The sequence below is a fragment of the Butyricimonas sp. DFI.6.44 genome (genome assembly GCF_022132345.1).
GTDB classification, from domain to species: Bacteria; Bacteroidota; Bacteroidia; order Bacteroidales; family Marinifilaceae; genus Butyricimonas; species Butyricimonas muris.
Genome location: NZ_JAKNJD010000001.1, coordinates 397,284 through 412,334 on the forward strand (window position 1 = coordinate 397,284; position 15,051 = coordinate 412,334).

Below are 15,051 nucleotides of genomic sequence, written 5' to 3' on the forward strand. Positions count from 1 at the left end.
TATAAACAATTTATTTAATTTAACTCACTATATAACGTTTTACCAGATTCATTTTTGGGTATCACATCAATACCTATAATATTAAAAACGGAAGCTATTAAATTTGTCTTGATAACAAGCAAATTTTGAATTTGCTCTTTCAAAGAAACATCTGTAATATAAATATTCATATAATCATCATTACCTACACAAGCGCAATCTATATTATACGCTTCTTTTATAAATGCTTCACATTCATCCAGTCCAACTCTATACCCAAATAATTTCAAAAATCGACTTTTTCTTCCTACAATAAAATAACATTCATCAGAATCTTTAAATGCGATGTCCCCCGTTTCCATGATCCCATGATTTTCATCACCTTTCGATAAATCCATTGCAGAGTACGCGTAACCTAATGTCACATTCTCTCCCTCGTACACCAGCTGCCCTTCAATATAAGGCTTATCAATCACCATTCCTTTATCATCTATCAAATATAACTTTCCATTGGGTATTGCATTCCCGATGCTTCCTGTCTTCTCACAAGCCAATTCCGAAGGCAAAAATGCCATTCTTGCAGTGCATTCAGTCTGTCCATAAGTTGCAATAAACTTCTTCCCTGTTGTTTTGGCGTATTCCGCAAAAAAAGCAAACATCTCCTTATTCATTTTTCCTCCTCCTTGCGAGATAATTTGTAAATCTGGAAGCTCCATTCTTGTAAACCGCAACTTTTTCAAAATTTCAAAACTATAAGGGACTCCTGTAAAATTTGTTGCTTTCTGCTCTTTAAAAAACGTCCAAAAATCACGATCCAACATACTCTTCTTCACCAACAGTACCGTCGCACCAGTCCATAAATGACTTGTTATAACAGACAATCCCATCGTGTAGTGCATCGGAAGAATAGCTAAACCTCTGTCTTTTGCCGTAAATCCAAAAAAAGAAGCCACATTTTCAGCATTAGCTTCTATATTCCGATAACTATGCCTTACTAGTTTTGAACTTCCCGTGGAACCGGAAGTTGGCAATAATAAAGATAAATCCTCAAACAAAATCGGAGCAACATGATTCGTCCGCAGCAACGTATACCCGTATTTTGAAAAAATAACTTCATACGTGAAATCTACCACACAAGCATCTGGTACCCAAATATACTCCGGTAAATACGTATCTATTAATTTTAGATACAATGATCTTTCAGTATTCGTACTAATTATTAAAGGTACAACACGAGCAGCCAAAGAAGCAACATAACCAACTAAAGAACCAATAACATTTTCCGAAAAAATAAAAATAAGAGTTCTTTTTCCTATCACTCTTTCAAAATCTACACTAGCTTCAACAAGTTCCCCATAAGATATTTGTCTTCCACTATCATCTATTGCTGCTATTAAAGCTCGCTCTTTTTTATTGATATTCAGAAACATTTCAAAACACTATTAAATAGAAGCACAACCATCAACACCTAAAATCTGTCCAGAGATATAACTTGCTCGCTCGGAAGCCAGAAAACAACAAGCATTTGCTACATCCAAAGGAGTTCCAAGTCGTCCCAAGGCAATTTTATCAATTCTACCATCAATCTTTTCACCATCCGATTCATATAACTCTTCAAACCTTTCTGTTTTTACTATACCTGGTGCTATTGCATTAACTCTAATATTCATGGTAGCCAATTCTTTCGCACAAGATTTTGTCAATGAAATAATCGCACCTTTACTTGCAGAGTAAGCTACTTGTCCCGCAGAGCCATTCGTTGCTGTAATAGAAGAAATATTTATTATCCCTCCTCCTCCATTTCTTGCCATCAAACGAGCAATTATCTGAATCATATTAATAACGGACAAAACATTCACTTTAAACATCTTTTCAGCTTCAGACATCACAATCATACCTAATTTTTGATTCGATATTATAGCAGCATTATTAACTAAACAATCTATTCTCTTTTCCAATTTCATTATTTGTGAAAGAGACTGCTTCACTGCTTTCTCATCAGTTATATCAAAACAAACAGGTATCATTCGAGTCATGTATTTTTCTGCATTTCGTTTAGCCCAACTATCCATATCTCCCATATACAAATCATTAGCATACACAATAGCCCCTTCTGCGGCAAACTGTTCTGCTATAACGCGTCCAATCCCCCGTCCTGCACCTGTAACCAAACAAACCCGTTCCTCTAACAGTCTTTTAACAATTTCCATTTTATCAATTTTTTATTTTAAACTCTCGTGCTGGATTACCAAATACAGAAGTACCTTTTCTCACATTCGTAACAACAAAACTTCCTGCTCCAACACAAGCTTCGTCTTCTATTAACACATTATGATTGATAATTGCCCCAGTATGTACCATCACCTTACTTCCAATCTTTATTCCACCAATACAAACAACATGCGTGTCAATTCTAGTCCAATCTCCTATCACCACATCGTGCGATACAACACTATGCGTTTGCACTAACACGTGATTACCAATTACAGAATTTGCATTTACTGTTGCATAAGGAGCTACAATAACTCCCTTGCCCAATTTTGCTGTTTTGACAACTCGAGCCAAAGGATGAACTATCGTAATAAATACTGCTCCTTTTTGACTCAATTGTTCACAACATCTCTTTTTTGCTATAATATCACCGATTGAACAAATAAATATATCATTTTCTTGAGGAATATAATCATCAATCGTACCCAACACAGGGGGATAATCATCAAATCCTTCCAATGAAAAAAGATTATTATCAATAAATCCTTTCACAACATATTCCACATTATAACCATCACACTCTACCACCATACTATAAACGGAACGTCCCATTCCTCCGGCACCTATTATTATCAAATTTTTCATATATTAATACTTTACAAGTACCCCATTAAACACGTATATCAATTTATCAACTATAACATCTGGGGAATAATCATTTTTGCATTCTTCCCTGATCTTCTCTTTATCATATTGAGAATAATTCATAACCATTTGTTTCATAGCTTCGGCTAAAGCATTTACATTTTTTACAGGTACAAGAATTCCATTTGACTCATTAATACATTCATCCGTACCTCCACACAAAGTTGCTATTGCGGGCAATCCTGATGCCAACCCTTCCAATAAAGCAACTGAAAAATTCTCAGCTATAGAAGATAAAACAAATACATTTGAAGAATTTAAAAATTCTTTAATATCTTCTTTATTTCTCTTCCCTAGAAACTTAACTTGACGATTCAATCTATACTTATCTACTAATTGTTCCAGATAAAACCTCAACCTTCCATCACCTATAATTTTCAACTCAACATGATCATCAAAACAAGCTTTCTTAAATGCTTCTATTAATAGATCATGTCCTTTAATCGGAAATAAATTTCCAACTGTAATAAAAGAAAATACGCCCTTTTTTGGGAAATATTGTGATCGTTCAAAAAAACTTGCATTAACCATATTATGAATAACAACGGCCTTTTTTTTGAAATGTTGATCTATTCTATTAGCTAACGATTTTGAAACAGCAATCACAACATCAGCTCCGCCATAAGCCTTTTTACCTAAAAATTTTAAATATTTAGATAATTTATCATTATTCAATTTGCTCCAATGTTCAATACCTACTAAGGGAATCTTATATTTACATTTTAAATCTGTTGCAACTGCGGTATTATATAAATAATGAGAATAAATTATATCAGGCTTACCGTACTTTGCTTGCACCTTTCGATACAATCTATCCATCTGAATACTAAATATTTTAAAAAATATTTTCTCTCCCCATATTCTAAAAAAAGCACTAGGCAAAAGAAAAGAATTAAATATCGGTATCCCATTTATAACATCACTAGTAATGCCTATTTTTCTCCAATAAAACCTAAAACGTCTATCAACGCTCAACACAACAACTTTATGACCTGAACGTTTCAATGCCTCTGCTTGATCTCGCTCAAAACCACCCCATTGCGGGTCTTTTAAACTTGGATACCCACGGGATATCATCAATATATACATATCCTAAAACAATGATTCATAGGCTTTCAAAATTTGTTCTCTATCAAACAATTTTTGAGCAACCTCATAATTACATTTACCCATTATTGATAATTCTTCGGATGAAGAAGCTACTAATGAAGATAAAGCCTGTGCTATTGTCATAGGATCTGCTGCATCACAAAGAAATCCATTGACTCTATCCTTTATAAATAATGGTATATCAGACACTCTTGTTGCGATAATCGGTTTACCTAAAAGCATTCCTTCACAAATCGCATTTGGCAGTCCCTCAAAATAACTAAAAAGCCCTATCGCATCAGCTTCTTTCATAAATTCATAAATATTCAAAGTATCTTTATGAAAAGAAAAAATATTTTCAAAATCATAATTCTTCACCTTTTCCAATGCTTTTTCTAAAGAATCATCAAACAAATTACTACCATACCAATTAATTCTCAATTTATTTCTATCTTCGGAATTCATCAACTTCACCCCCTCTATTAAACCATCTAGATTTTTTAAATATCGATGACTTGAGGTTACAACAAGATTCAACTTGTCATGCTTGCCAAATTCAAAATCATCTATCGGTTTCAATTTATCTTCATTAAAGATATTATAAATAACCTTGTATTTATCTCTTTTTATTATTGGAGCTATCTCTTGAATTATACGTATATTCTCATAAGAATTAGCAACAATATAATCTGCCAATACATGAAATTGTCTGAAAAACTTTAATTTCAACGACTTCTTTATAGCAGGATTAGCACTTCTTTCGCCAACTATTAATTTCCATTTTTTTGACGGGAAGCTAGCTAATTCGGCCATAAAACTACTTGCTTCCAAGAAAGCAATCAATACATCCGGCACACTTGTTCGAATATATCTCCTAACTTTATAAATACGTTTTAAATAATTACTTTCTGCAACATCATCGATCTCAATACCATGATTAGCAAGCGTTTCAAAATAGAAATCACTAAAAGCACGTTCATAAATCAAAAAACGTACATTATATCCCGATTGTTTAAATCTTACAGCCAATTCAACTATTTGCCGTTGAGCACCACCAGAGCCTAAGTTGTTAATTAAGAATAAAATACTTTTCATACTAAAATAACAAATTAATCAACAGGTAATTTTATCCATTCTCCTATTATTTTATTATATTCTTTAGGTTCAAATCCAAAAAAACCACCACCATCAAAAAAAGTTAACTCACCCACATAAATGCGTTCATTAACTTCATAAAAATCAATTCGTATATGATAAGTGTTTGCAGACAACACCCGACTAAACTCTATCATTTTAGATAAATTTCGAGGTAATGGAGGACAAACAGGAGCTCTTCTTTCACCAACTTGAGTAAATTCACAAGGAGTCCCATCTATATAAAAAAAATCTTCGGTCAAACCTAATTTTGATCCTCTATCAGATGTTATATAAAAAAACTTCGGTTCACCATTAAAACAGTAAAATTTATAATCTGTTAAATAATTCGCTCCAGAACTATCTATCAACAATGGCTCAATTATAATTCGTTTCTTTAAACCTCTGTAAGGCCATTCTCTAGAATAGATATAATAATCATGCTTGAATGCCTTTTTTAACTTCTGTCGAACTTTTTCTATATCCAATGGAGCTTGAGGTGTACAAATCACATAACTACCACTATCATGTGTACATTTTATAATATATTTTTCTGGCAATGCATCAAAATCAATATCATCAAAATTATCCCAAACCCCAATAGTTGGAATTGTATACATAAGCCCTATCCTATCTGCAACAAATTTCTTCATTTCAACTTTATCTACCATATCATGATAAATAGGCTTCCTATCATATAATTTGATCCATTGCAATTTTTCTGTAAATGCTTCCGGTTTTTTTAAATCAGGTAAGCTACCCATCATTACCCAATATTTTAACCTAATGTACAAACGATCATTTTTTATATACTTAGAAAATTTCCACAGAAAATCCTTGAGGAATATCCTAGGATTTTTATAATATAACAAAACCTTATTCATCCTATTAATAGTAAATTAAGATTCTAAATATTCTCTATACTTAAACAAACCAATATTTGTAAATCAAGTATAAAGGACTCGAAATATAAAATGTTGATTCTAAAACAGAATTATAATGACTTAAACATGGTAATAAATTAACTTGAAATGGCAAGAAAAATAATAATATGAACAATACACCTAATGGATATAAATATTTATTGTATTTCTTACCTTCGAAATTCACCAACCAAATATAGGCAATAAAAGGCATTGTCAACAACAAATAACGTTTACCAAGCGATGGAATTACAGATGTTAAATTAACAACACTCATTAATATCAAAATGAAACTAATCATTTTTCCTGTTTTGATATTCCGCTTTATCATATTCAAATGGAAAATGAATAAGATAACATAAACATTCATGCATAATCTAACAAGCAACTCTAAAAGTCTTTTTACCCATATAAATCCACTCCCGCTATTATTAATTAAATCCACGTAATTATCAGAAAAATACCCGCTATAGTTATTAAAAATAAAACTTGGCATACTTGTTAAATATTTTTGAGTTAATTCTAAAATAAAATTAGAAAAGAATGAACTTATGATGAACACGATAATCCAAAATTTATCATATCTCCCAAGTAATAGATAAATCAGATACACAACAAGCATTAGAAAAAAAGATCCATGAATCATGGGAGTCAAAAAGAGCAAACACACGTATAAATTGTTCTTTTTAACAAATATATTTAGCAACGAATAAACCGCAATCCATGCCGCAGTAAAAAATCTAAAAGCATTAATATTAAAAATCTGATTTGACATAAATAAATATGCCAAAATAAAACAAGGTATGGAATTTACAAATTGTTTTTCCCGAATGAATATCTCAAAAGATTTTAATGAAAAAAATGAAAAAACCATTGCGATAATCATAAACATCACATGATAATTATCTGTTATTCGTGAAACGCAGTAATAAACGAAATGACAATAAAAATCCGCATCACCTTCAAAATTTATATAATCCTTGAAATTGGCAATAAAATCAGTACTCGAAACAAATTTATACTCCTCAAAATCCTGTCGATACGTCACACCATCAAAATTCAAAACATTTCTGTTATTCGGAACAGTGTACGACAATCCCAAAAACACAAAAAACAAATAAATAACAACAAATGAAGATTTAGTTTTAAGCGTCCCTAATGAAAATACAAAAGCAATAAAAGGTGATATTATAAATAAGACATATTTTATAACAATCCCTTTTTTCGTTTCTATCAGCCAATTTCCCATACAAGATAAATTTAGCTACTCCACCTTAAACATCTTCAATACATTAATATATTTCCTTACAATAGGATACAATTGATTATAATACACCTCTCCAACAAAACGTGGTAAGAAAAGATATGTAAAAATCAACATAAGACTAAAAAGAAATACAAAAACAATTCTTTCCCCAATATTGTGATTGAAATAAAATAAAAATAAAGTACCTAACATCAAATAAGGAATAGAATATTTCATCGATTTAAAGATCGACTTGAATATTACAATTATAGTTATATCAACTTTATAAGCGAGATAACATAGTTTAATTAAAAAAATCACAAAGCTAATCAGTACAACAGCAGCTGCAATCCATTCTATTCCCCAATCAATCACATAATAAAAAACAACAAATGACAATACGCAAGATAATACACACGTACAAAAATAAAATTTGACATAAGCCAAACTTCGGATAAAACAATCTGTTATCCGAGAATATATACTAAATAAAATTACACATGACAATATTCTCATTGTCAATGCCTGATCTAACCATTTATCACCCAAGAATATCGTAATAATCAGTTCTGCATTGAAGAAAAACAACATAAACAATGACATAAAAACAGAACCAACTAATGATATTGATTTTATAAAAGCAGAACGAATAAATATTGACGAGTCCTGCCCTTTTGACAAGATCGGAAATAAAGTCGTATCAAAAATAGATTCAAATTGATTTATTATAGAGTCTAAAAAACCTTTAGTTCTATAAAACTCACCTAGTACGATAATACTCCCGTATTTCGAAAGCATTAACTTATCAATCTGCCTATAAAAACTAAATATCAATCTAGATAAAGTCAACCAACCTCCAAAGTTTACAATACTTCTCACATTACCAATCTTTATCACAAATTTTGGACGATAACGAGAAAAATAGAAAGACAAAATCATCAACAAAAGAACATTAATAAAATTTAATAGAATAAATGCATAAAATCCACCTCCATTAAACGCATAAATAATTGCAACAATAGCACTAACTATATAGGCAACAAGCTTAATTATTCCATATTTGAAAAAATCTAACTCCCGCATCATTAATGAACGCGCAATGCTATTGATAGAAAATGGAATCAATGTCATTGACACTAAAACAAGAGGAAATTCTAATGACTTATCAATTATAGTTGACGATATTAAATTAGACAACAACAATAACAACAGGGTAAAAAAAGTTCCTAAAAGAAAAGCTAAACTAAAAGCTGTATTAATATAATTATTTGTAATCTCTTTCTTTTGTATAATTGCCGCTCCAATTCCAGCTTCTGATAAGGATTGAAATATTACAAAAATACTATTTAATGCCGCATAATACCCAAAATCTGCTTTAGACAAAATCCTTGACATAATTGAAAAAACAAGTATTTCAATTATTCCTGATAATATTGTTACAATTGTTTGAGCAGATAAACCTTTAATCGTTTTATCAAAATTATTAGTACTCATGAACTAATTAAATAAAGCATTCTTTAAATAAGCCAAAGAATCACTTCTCGCTTGAGATAACAGCGCATTAACTCTTTCATAATCAATCTTTTTATATAGACTCTTCTTTCTTAATTCAAAATCATTAGAATCCAGTACCAAACGCTCCGATAATCCTAAAATATCCAATAAGGAAGATAATCTTGTTGTACGATCTTGATGCCCAGGAAGAACTATAAAATCTTTATTAAAAATAATAGCAAAAGCCAACCCGTGAAATGAATCAGTTAAAACGAATCTTGCAGATGCAATATTTTTCAACCATTTACGCGGAGATGGGTTATAACAATGTCTATATTTATCAAAAAACATTTTAGGACTAAATGCCGACATTATTATTGATTTCAATTTAAAATCAGCCTCTAAACAATCTAAACAATGAAAAAAATTATCATCTTGAATAAACTTGAAACACACAATTCGCTCTTTGAGCTTGACATTTTCTATCAATTCACTGTAATCTCCGAACAATAAAGTCGGATCCAATACTTGTGTTGCTTCTATCCCAAACTCATTTTTACATATCTCCACTCCTGAATCTTCTCGTACAGATATAGCTGAATAATTATCAAGTGCCTGTTTTACATCATTATTATGTACTATATCCCATTTATTTAGACCGAAACTTGACGCATAAGAAATTCGCTTCACATTAGGCTTCAAAGATGCAAACATATATGTCAGCAACTTATCTCCAACAATTTTAGGATTCCATATTTGATCACTACCAGAAATATAACAATCAACCTCTGGCAATAAAGAAAAATCAAACGAATACATTCTCTTTGTTAAGCGAGGATAAAACGACCTTTTAAAAAGACAAAATTTTAACCACCTCACTCCATTAGTAATTAATGATTTAATTCTTACTCGCTCTTTAATATCATTTCTATCAACAAAGTCAATTAATGTAACTTCACACCCCAAAAGCTGTAATACTTTAACTGTTGCATACGTCTGTAACAATGCACCATAATTTAAAGAATAATGTATAGTTAACAAATTAACCTTCATAATTTTTCAGACTATTCAAAAATCGTTTTACACATACCTTCGTCCACAAAAATGTAGCCTTATGCCCAATAACAATATTCATTCTATATATCAATCCCATAAAACCTCTTCCTTGGTATAAATTCATTAGTGATTGATACGAACTATATTTATACACAAACTCCATATATTTTCTAAAAATATTAAAATTCAAAAAACTTCTTCCATGAATCAACCTAGTATTTGCATTAAGAGCTTCTTGCCAAGATATTTCATGAAAAGTAATATTAGAATTTTCTATTAACTTTTGTCCCCTTTCACTGCGAATTACAACTAAAGATATACCATTATTATGCTCATCTTTAAAATTCTCATCTCCCCATAAATCTCCAATTGTCAAATCAGATAATCTATTTTGTCGTGCAAATTTACAAGCATAACATGAATATCTATTTGTAAGCCCAGAACTAAACGCCAAGATTGGTAAATTTTTATACCCAAAATCTGTAATTTGCTTATTTAAGCCATACCCTTTTAGTGCATATTTAAAGTTTTTACTCTTCCATCCCAAATCTTTATCTCTAAAACTTTTTATTCCTACAACATTTGAATTCTCTTTTATAAATTGACGCATAGGCAATAAAGATGGAAAACCCGCACATATTATATCTACCGTATACAAATTTTCATAACGCTTTTTAAGAAAAGCGAATAATCCTCCAATCTGACATGTTACTCCAGAAAAAAGTACTTTTACACCTTTATTCAACTTTTCCTTAACCCGAATGTAAATACCAGAAAGATCCCCTTGCTGATACTTTGAGCCTTGCAAAAAATGTAAATCTTCTAATTTTTCAAGCAGAACATATTTTACTACAAAACCATCTATAATTGCCCCCACTACACAGCCTCCCTCTAAAAGAAATTTATTGGCAAGCGCAGCAAATATTCCACCAGATGCGCTTAATAAACGTTGAGGTAAATCATTAGACCATGCTCCATATGGTTTTACCACATATTCGTTCTTTTTCAAATAAGATTTTGTAATAATAGGACACGATGCACTACATGCCCCACACTTTACACACAACTTTACGTTCACAAATGGATACAAATGCCCATCAGTACCTACACAAGAGGTTAAAGCACCAAAACGACATGAATCAACACATGCCATACACCCCGTACATTCTTTTTTATGTGCTAATTCTGGGTATTTCATTATAATCGACCATCAATTAGTGTTCTGTCCATAACTTGTTTTACATCGTAAATCACACATTTTTTTCTCACAAATGAATTAATATCCAATGTTCTAAACTCATCATGAGCAACCGCAAAAATTAAAGCATCCACTTTTTGTGACGGTAACTCGTTCGTCAACTCTATACCATACTCCTGTTCCACTATAGCTGGATTCGCCCAAGGATCATACACCATGATATCCAAATTATATTCTTTCAATGTTTTATAAATGTCTATCACTTTCGTGTTTCTCACATCAGGACAATTCTCTTTGAACGTAAATCCTAATATCAATATTTTGGAACCTAATACATGAATACCTTTCTTCAACATCAATTTGATCACTTCATTTGCCACATATTCTCCCATCCCATCATTCATACGGCGCCCCGCTAAAATAATTTCAGGATTGTAACCAAGTCGTTGAGCGCACTGAGCCAAATAATACGGGTCAACCCCTATACAATGTCCCCCTACTAAACCCGGTTTAAACGGTAAAAAATTCCATTTCGTGCTAGCAGCTTCCAATACATCTTGAGTGTCTATTCCCAATTTATTAAAAATCTTTGACAATTCGTTTACAAAAGCGATATTAATATCACGTTGTGAGTTTTCGATCACCTTTGCAGCCTCTGCAACTTTTATTGAAGGAGCCAAATGAGTACCAGCCATAATCACCGAACTATACACGTCGTTTATCAACTTCCCAACTTCAGGCGTGGAGCCTGAAGTAACTTTCTTGATTTTTTCTACCGTGTGAAGTTTATCTCCAGGATTTATGCGTTCCGGGCTATATCCCGCAAAGAAGTCCTTGTTAAATTTCAATCCAGAAACGTTTTCCACAACCGGAATACATTCATTCTCCGTCACCCCCGGATAAACAGTTGACTCGTAAACCACGATATCACCTTCCTTTATCACCTCACCAACTATTGTACTAGCTCCATAAAGCGGCTTCAAATCCGGGTTGTTATTCATATCTACCGGAGTCGGAACAGCCACCACATAAAAATTACAATCCCGTATATCTTCAATATTAGTCGTGCATGTAAAACCATTTTTTAAAGCATTTTGAAGAAGTTCATCTGATACTTCTAAGGTTACATCATGTCCCTCCATTAATGCATCTACCCTGGCTTGATTCATATCAAAACCAATTGTTTTATATCTTGTGGAAAATAAACGTGCCAATGGAAGTCCCACGTACCCAAGACCTATTACTGCAATTTTAATATCCATATTATGTTCCTATTTCAAATTATTCCAATACCACTTCACGGCTTCCTTAAGCCCTTTTTTCATATTAAACTTTGGATTATAATCAAGCAATTGTTTAGCCTTATGAATAGAAGCCAAAGAGTGAGGAATATCCCCCAAACGATTAGGTCCATGCAAAATTTCAACATTTGCAATTTCTTGATCATATTCACTTAAATATTCTTTCAAGTAATCAACCAATTGGTTTAACGTAGTTCGCTCACCATATGCCGTATTATAAATCTGATTAACCGCATCAGGATTCTTCGTCGTCAATGCTAACATATTCATCTGTATCACGTTATCCACATAAGTGAAATCCCTGCTATATTCTCCGTCACCATTAATTACTGGACTTTCGTATTTCATTAATTTTTTCACGAACAAAGGAATAACTGCAGCATAAGCTCCATTAGGGTCTTGCCGTCGACCAAAAACATTAAAATAGCGTAATCCGATATACTCCATCTCATACGTCCGAGCAAAAACATCCGCATAAAGCTCGTCAACGTACTTTGTTATCGCATATGGAGACAAGGGTTTACCAATATTATCTTCGACTTTTGGAAGGACTTGACTATCTCCATAAGTAGAAGAACTTGCCGCAAAAACGAAACGTTTAACTCCTGCATCCCGTGCAGCAACCAACATATTCAAAAAACCACTCACGTTTACGGCATTTGAGGTAACAGGATCCTTTATACTCCGAGGTACTGATCCTAACGCCGCCTCGTGCAAAACATACTCTACCCCGACAATAGCCTTTTGACAATCCTCTAATTCCCGAATATCACCAACAATCAACTTGAACGTTTTCGGGTATCTTTCAATTAGAGGTAACAGATTCTCAATATGCCCCGTTGCAAAATTATCCAAACATACAACCTCGTCCCCATGTTCAAGTAACGCTTCGCAAAGGTTAGAACCAATAAAACCGGCTCCACCCGTAACCAATATTTTTCTCATTTTTATAAGACTAAAAAAGTATTATCTATTTATATTAGATAAATTAAACTCCCGCTTTGCCAAAATCGCAAAAACCTCCGATACCAAACCAAAATCCGCGTCCTGCCCCGCTTGCCGGAAGCACTCGATTCTTTTATCCTCCTCACGCTCCACGCTAACCCGCAAACGAGCCCGTTCTTCCTCCAAACGTTTATAATCTTCCTTGGGCAACATCATCGCCCCAACCACGTCATCATACAAGCAAATAGCATCCCACCAAGACAACAACACACCACGAGCACCACCTCGAATATATCCCAAGGCCTCCGTGACCAAGTGCCCTGCAAGTTCCCCACACGCCTCATCTCCGGCAAAATAATAACAATTACATAGCATCCGGCAAATATTCGGTGTCCGACAAGGCAACGCAATCCTGCCGTTCCCCCGTGCCGACAGTATCCGGTACGCCGCGTCCAAACCGTTTTTCAAGTAACCCAAGTCCGAGTACAACTGGTAGACATCCATCTTGTCCGCCGCGTAACCGGCACGGGTATCCACGGGAACATCACCGTTCAACTGTCCCGGGTACAAGTGAACTATCGATTTCGCTCGCTCGTGGATAGCACCGGGAGTGCCGAAATCATTCTCCAACCACGGGTATACCCGTACCATAGAGTACACCGTCAGGTAACCGTGTAACAAACCGGACAATAATGCCGGGGAATACAACCGGAAATCAAGACTGTCCAGTTGCTTGTACAACTCGTGAAATAAACCTTTTTCCATCTCTATTTCTTGATTCACGATTTTAGATTTATGATTTTAATTGTACTTCTTGACTCTTTTTTAATCATAAATCGTAATTCATAAATCTTAAATTAATTGTTTCTCTCTATTTTTTCAAGGAATGAACCCGGGATATAAGACGTGGCAATCGATGCAACACCATCCAAGCGGATTACCACCCGCTTGTGACCTCGCAAACGCACCAGCTCTCCTTCCAACCCCACTAACGGACCTTTAATCACTCGAATCCGATCACCTCGCTTCAAGTCTTTATTCAATACCTCGATTCCGGCGGCAGAAAAATCCAACAAAAACATGAAATCTTCCATCTGCTTGTCGGGAACGATCAAGGAATGGCGACCTTCGATATCCTTCAAGTAAACAATATTCAAGGAATACTCGTTGAGTAAGGAGAAACTCGTCACTTTATCCGTACGGATAAAAATCATACCGTGAATCAAAAGGACACGAATCGTTTTCCGACCAAACGGGGTATCACGAACTTGCTCCTCACGTGGGAGAAAATTCTCGATTCCCAATTCATCCAATTTCTTTTTGATCACCAATTCTTGGTTCACTCGCGTGTAAGCGACATACCAATGCAATTTCTTATCCTCGATCATGTAATTGTTTATTCTATCAGCCGACCGGACGCGCTTCGCGCACTAACCCTATTACCGGTCCTGACTTATTGCCATGTGTTTCATGCGCCCCACTTAAACAGTGTTATATATTATAGACGCACGAAAGCTGTTTTGATAAACGATATTTCATATCAACAAACCATCGTTTTATGGCATTAACAATATTTGCTCACTAACAAAATTCACAAAAACATAATCACTTAATTACGAGAAATAAAAAATGTCACTGGAAATATTTGCGGAAAATAAAAATGATGTATATTTGCAGCGCATTAAACGATCATTTATTAATTCACAAATTGAATTATGAAATAACAAAGTATCAAATAGATACGACACATTCTTGTAAACATTTGAATGA

14 protein-coding genes are annotated in these 15,051 nt (G+C 33.5%); all 14 read right to left on the reverse strand.

The window, feature by feature from the left end; translation table 11 throughout:
* Window positions 1-14: 14 nt before the first annotated feature.
* Entirely contained in the window at window positions 15-1,409 is a 1,395-nt protein-coding gene (locus tag L0M98_RS01830; protein WP_186975406.1) for an AMP-binding protein, read from the reverse strand.
* Between the two features lie 12 nt (window positions 1,410-1,421).
* Window positions 1,422-2,189 (reverse strand): SDR family NAD(P)-dependent oxidoreductase, encoded by a 768-nt coding sequence (locus tag L0M98_RS01835; RefSeq protein ID WP_227214731.1) that lies wholly within the window; start codon window positions 2,187-2,189, stop codon window positions 1,422-1,424.
* A 4-nt stretch (window positions 2,190-2,193) separates the two neighbouring features.
* Complete coding sequence (locus L0M98_RS01840) at window positions 2,194-2,835, reverse strand: NeuD/PglB/VioB family sugar acetyltransferase (protein ID WP_227214732.1); 642 nt, start codon at window positions 2,833-2,835, stop codon at window positions 2,194-2,196.
* Between the two features lie 3 nt (window positions 2,836-2,838).
* Window positions 2,839-3,984: a glycosyltransferase gene (locus L0M98_RS01845; protein ID WP_186975409.1), complete on the reverse strand. Its 1,146-nt coding sequence runs from the start codon at window positions 3,982-3,984 to the stop codon at window positions 2,839-2,841.
* 3 nt (window positions 3,985-3,987) lie between these two features.
* Window positions 3,988-5,079 (reverse strand): glycosyltransferase, encoded by a 1,092-nt coding sequence (locus tag L0M98_RS01850; RefSeq protein ID WP_186975410.1) that lies wholly within the window; start codon window positions 5,077-5,079, stop codon window positions 3,988-3,990.
* A gap of 14 nt (window positions 5,080-5,093) precedes the next feature.
* A complete protein-coding gene (locus L0M98_RS01855; protein ID WP_186975411.1) occupies window positions 5,094-5,885 on the reverse strand; it encodes an ATP-grasp fold amidoligase family protein in 792 nt (263 codons plus the stop codon).
* A gap of 157 nt (window positions 5,886-6,042) precedes the next feature.
* Window positions 6,043-7,290, reverse strand: coding sequence for an EpsG family protein (locus L0M98_RS01860; RefSeq protein WP_227214733.1), 1,248 nt, complete (start codon window positions 7,288-7,290; stop codon window positions 6,043-6,045).
* A gap of 15 nt (window positions 7,291-7,305) precedes the next feature.
* Entirely contained in the window at window positions 7,306-8,781 is a 1,476-nt protein-coding gene (locus L0M98_RS01865; RefSeq protein ID WP_186975413.1) for an oligosaccharide flippase family protein, read from the reverse strand.
* 3 nt (window positions 8,782-8,784) lie between these two features.
* Window positions 8,785-9,834, reverse strand: coding sequence for a polysaccharide pyruvyl transferase family protein (locus L0M98_RS01870; protein WP_227214734.1), 1,050 nt, complete (start codon window positions 9,832-9,834; stop codon window positions 8,785-8,787).
* A complete protein-coding gene (locus tag L0M98_RS01875) occupies window positions 9,824-11,035 on the reverse strand; it encodes a Coenzyme F420 hydrogenase/dehydrogenase, beta subunit C-terminal domain (RefSeq protein WP_227214735.1) in 1,212 nt (403 codons plus the stop codon). Before L0M98_RS01875 ends, L0M98_RS01870 begins: the two co-directional genes overlap by 11 nt.
* Window positions 11,035-12,297 carry a nucleotide sugar dehydrogenase gene (locus L0M98_RS01880; RefSeq protein ID WP_186975415.1) on the reverse strand — a complete coding sequence of 421 codons (1,263 nt, stop codon included), beginning with the start codon at window positions 12,295-12,297 and terminating at the stop codon, window positions 11,035-11,037. The genes L0M98_RS01875 and L0M98_RS01880 overlap by 1 nt, the downstream gene beginning before the upstream one ends.
* Before the next feature lie 9 nt (window positions 12,298-12,306).
* Window positions 12,307-13,281: an SDR family oxidoreductase gene (locus L0M98_RS01885; protein WP_186975416.1), complete on the reverse strand. Its 975-nt coding sequence runs from the start codon at window positions 13,279-13,281 to the stop codon at window positions 12,307-12,309.
* Window positions 13,282-13,302: 21 nt separating this feature from the next.
* Entirely contained in the window at window positions 13,303-14,064 is a 762-nt protein-coding gene (locus L0M98_RS01890; RefSeq protein ID WP_227214736.1) for a hypothetical protein, read from the reverse strand.
* A 74-nt stretch (window positions 14,065-14,138) separates the two neighbouring features.
* Entirely contained in the window at window positions 14,139-14,669 is a 531-nt protein-coding gene (locus tag L0M98_RS01895) for a UpxY family transcription antiterminator (RefSeq protein ID WP_186975417.1), read from the reverse strand.
* Window positions 14,670-15,051 lie beyond the last annotated feature (382 nt).

What these genes read in the sequence shown, in the direction of transcription:
- L0M98_RS01830 (WP_186975406.1), bottom strand. Translation starts at nt 1,409, where the DNA reads ATGTTTCTGAATATCAATAAAAAAGAGCGAGCTTTAATAGCAGCAATA.
- L0M98_RS01840 (WP_227214732.1), bottom strand. Translation starts at nt 2,835, where the DNA reads ATGAAAAATTTGATAATAATAGGTGCCGGAGGAATGGGACGTTCCGTT.
- L0M98_RS01865 (WP_186975413.1), bottom strand. Translation starts at nt 8,781, where the DNA reads ATGAGTACTAATAATTTTGATAAAACGATTAAAGGTTTATCTGCTCAA.
- L0M98_RS01885 (WP_186975416.1), bottom strand. Translation starts at nt 13,281, where the DNA reads ATGAGAAAAATATTGGTTACGGGTGGAGCCGGTTTTATTGGTTCTAAC.
- L0M98_RS01835 (WP_227214731.1), bottom strand. Translation starts at nt 2,189, where the DNA reads ATGGAAATTGTTAAAAGACTGTTAGAGGAACGGGTTTGTTTGGTTACA.
- L0M98_RS01880 (WP_186975415.1), bottom strand. Translation starts at nt 12,297, where the DNA reads ATGGATATTAAAATTGCAGTAATAGGTCTTGGGTACGTGGGACTTCCA.
- L0M98_RS01895 (WP_186975417.1), bottom strand. Translation starts at nt 14,669, where the DNA reads ATGATCGAGGATAAGAAATTGCATTGGTATGTCGCTTACACGCGAGTG.
- L0M98_RS01850 (WP_186975410.1), bottom strand. Translation starts at nt 5,079, where the DNA reads ATGAAAAGTATTTTATTCTTAATTAACAACTTAGGCTCTGGTGGTGCT.
- L0M98_RS01855 (WP_186975411.1), bottom strand. Translation starts at nt 5,885, where the DNA reads ATGATGGGTAGCTTACCTGATTTAAAAAAACCGGAAGCATTTACAGAA.
- L0M98_RS01860 (WP_227214733.1), bottom strand. Translation starts at nt 7,290, where the DNA reads ATGGGAAATTGGCTGATAGAAACGAAAAAAGGGATTGTTATAAAATAT.
- L0M98_RS01875 (WP_227214735.1), bottom strand. Translation starts at nt 11,035, where the DNA reads ATGAAATACCCAGAATTAGCACATAAAAAAGAATGTACGGGGTGTATG.
- L0M98_RS01845 (WP_186975409.1), bottom strand. Translation starts at nt 3,984, where the DNA reads ATGTATATATTGATGATATCCCGTGGGTATCCAAGTTTAAAAGACCCG.
- L0M98_RS01870 (WP_227214734.1), bottom strand. Translation starts at nt 9,834, where the DNA reads ATGAAGGTTAATTTGTTAACTATACATTATTCTTTAAATTATGGTGCA.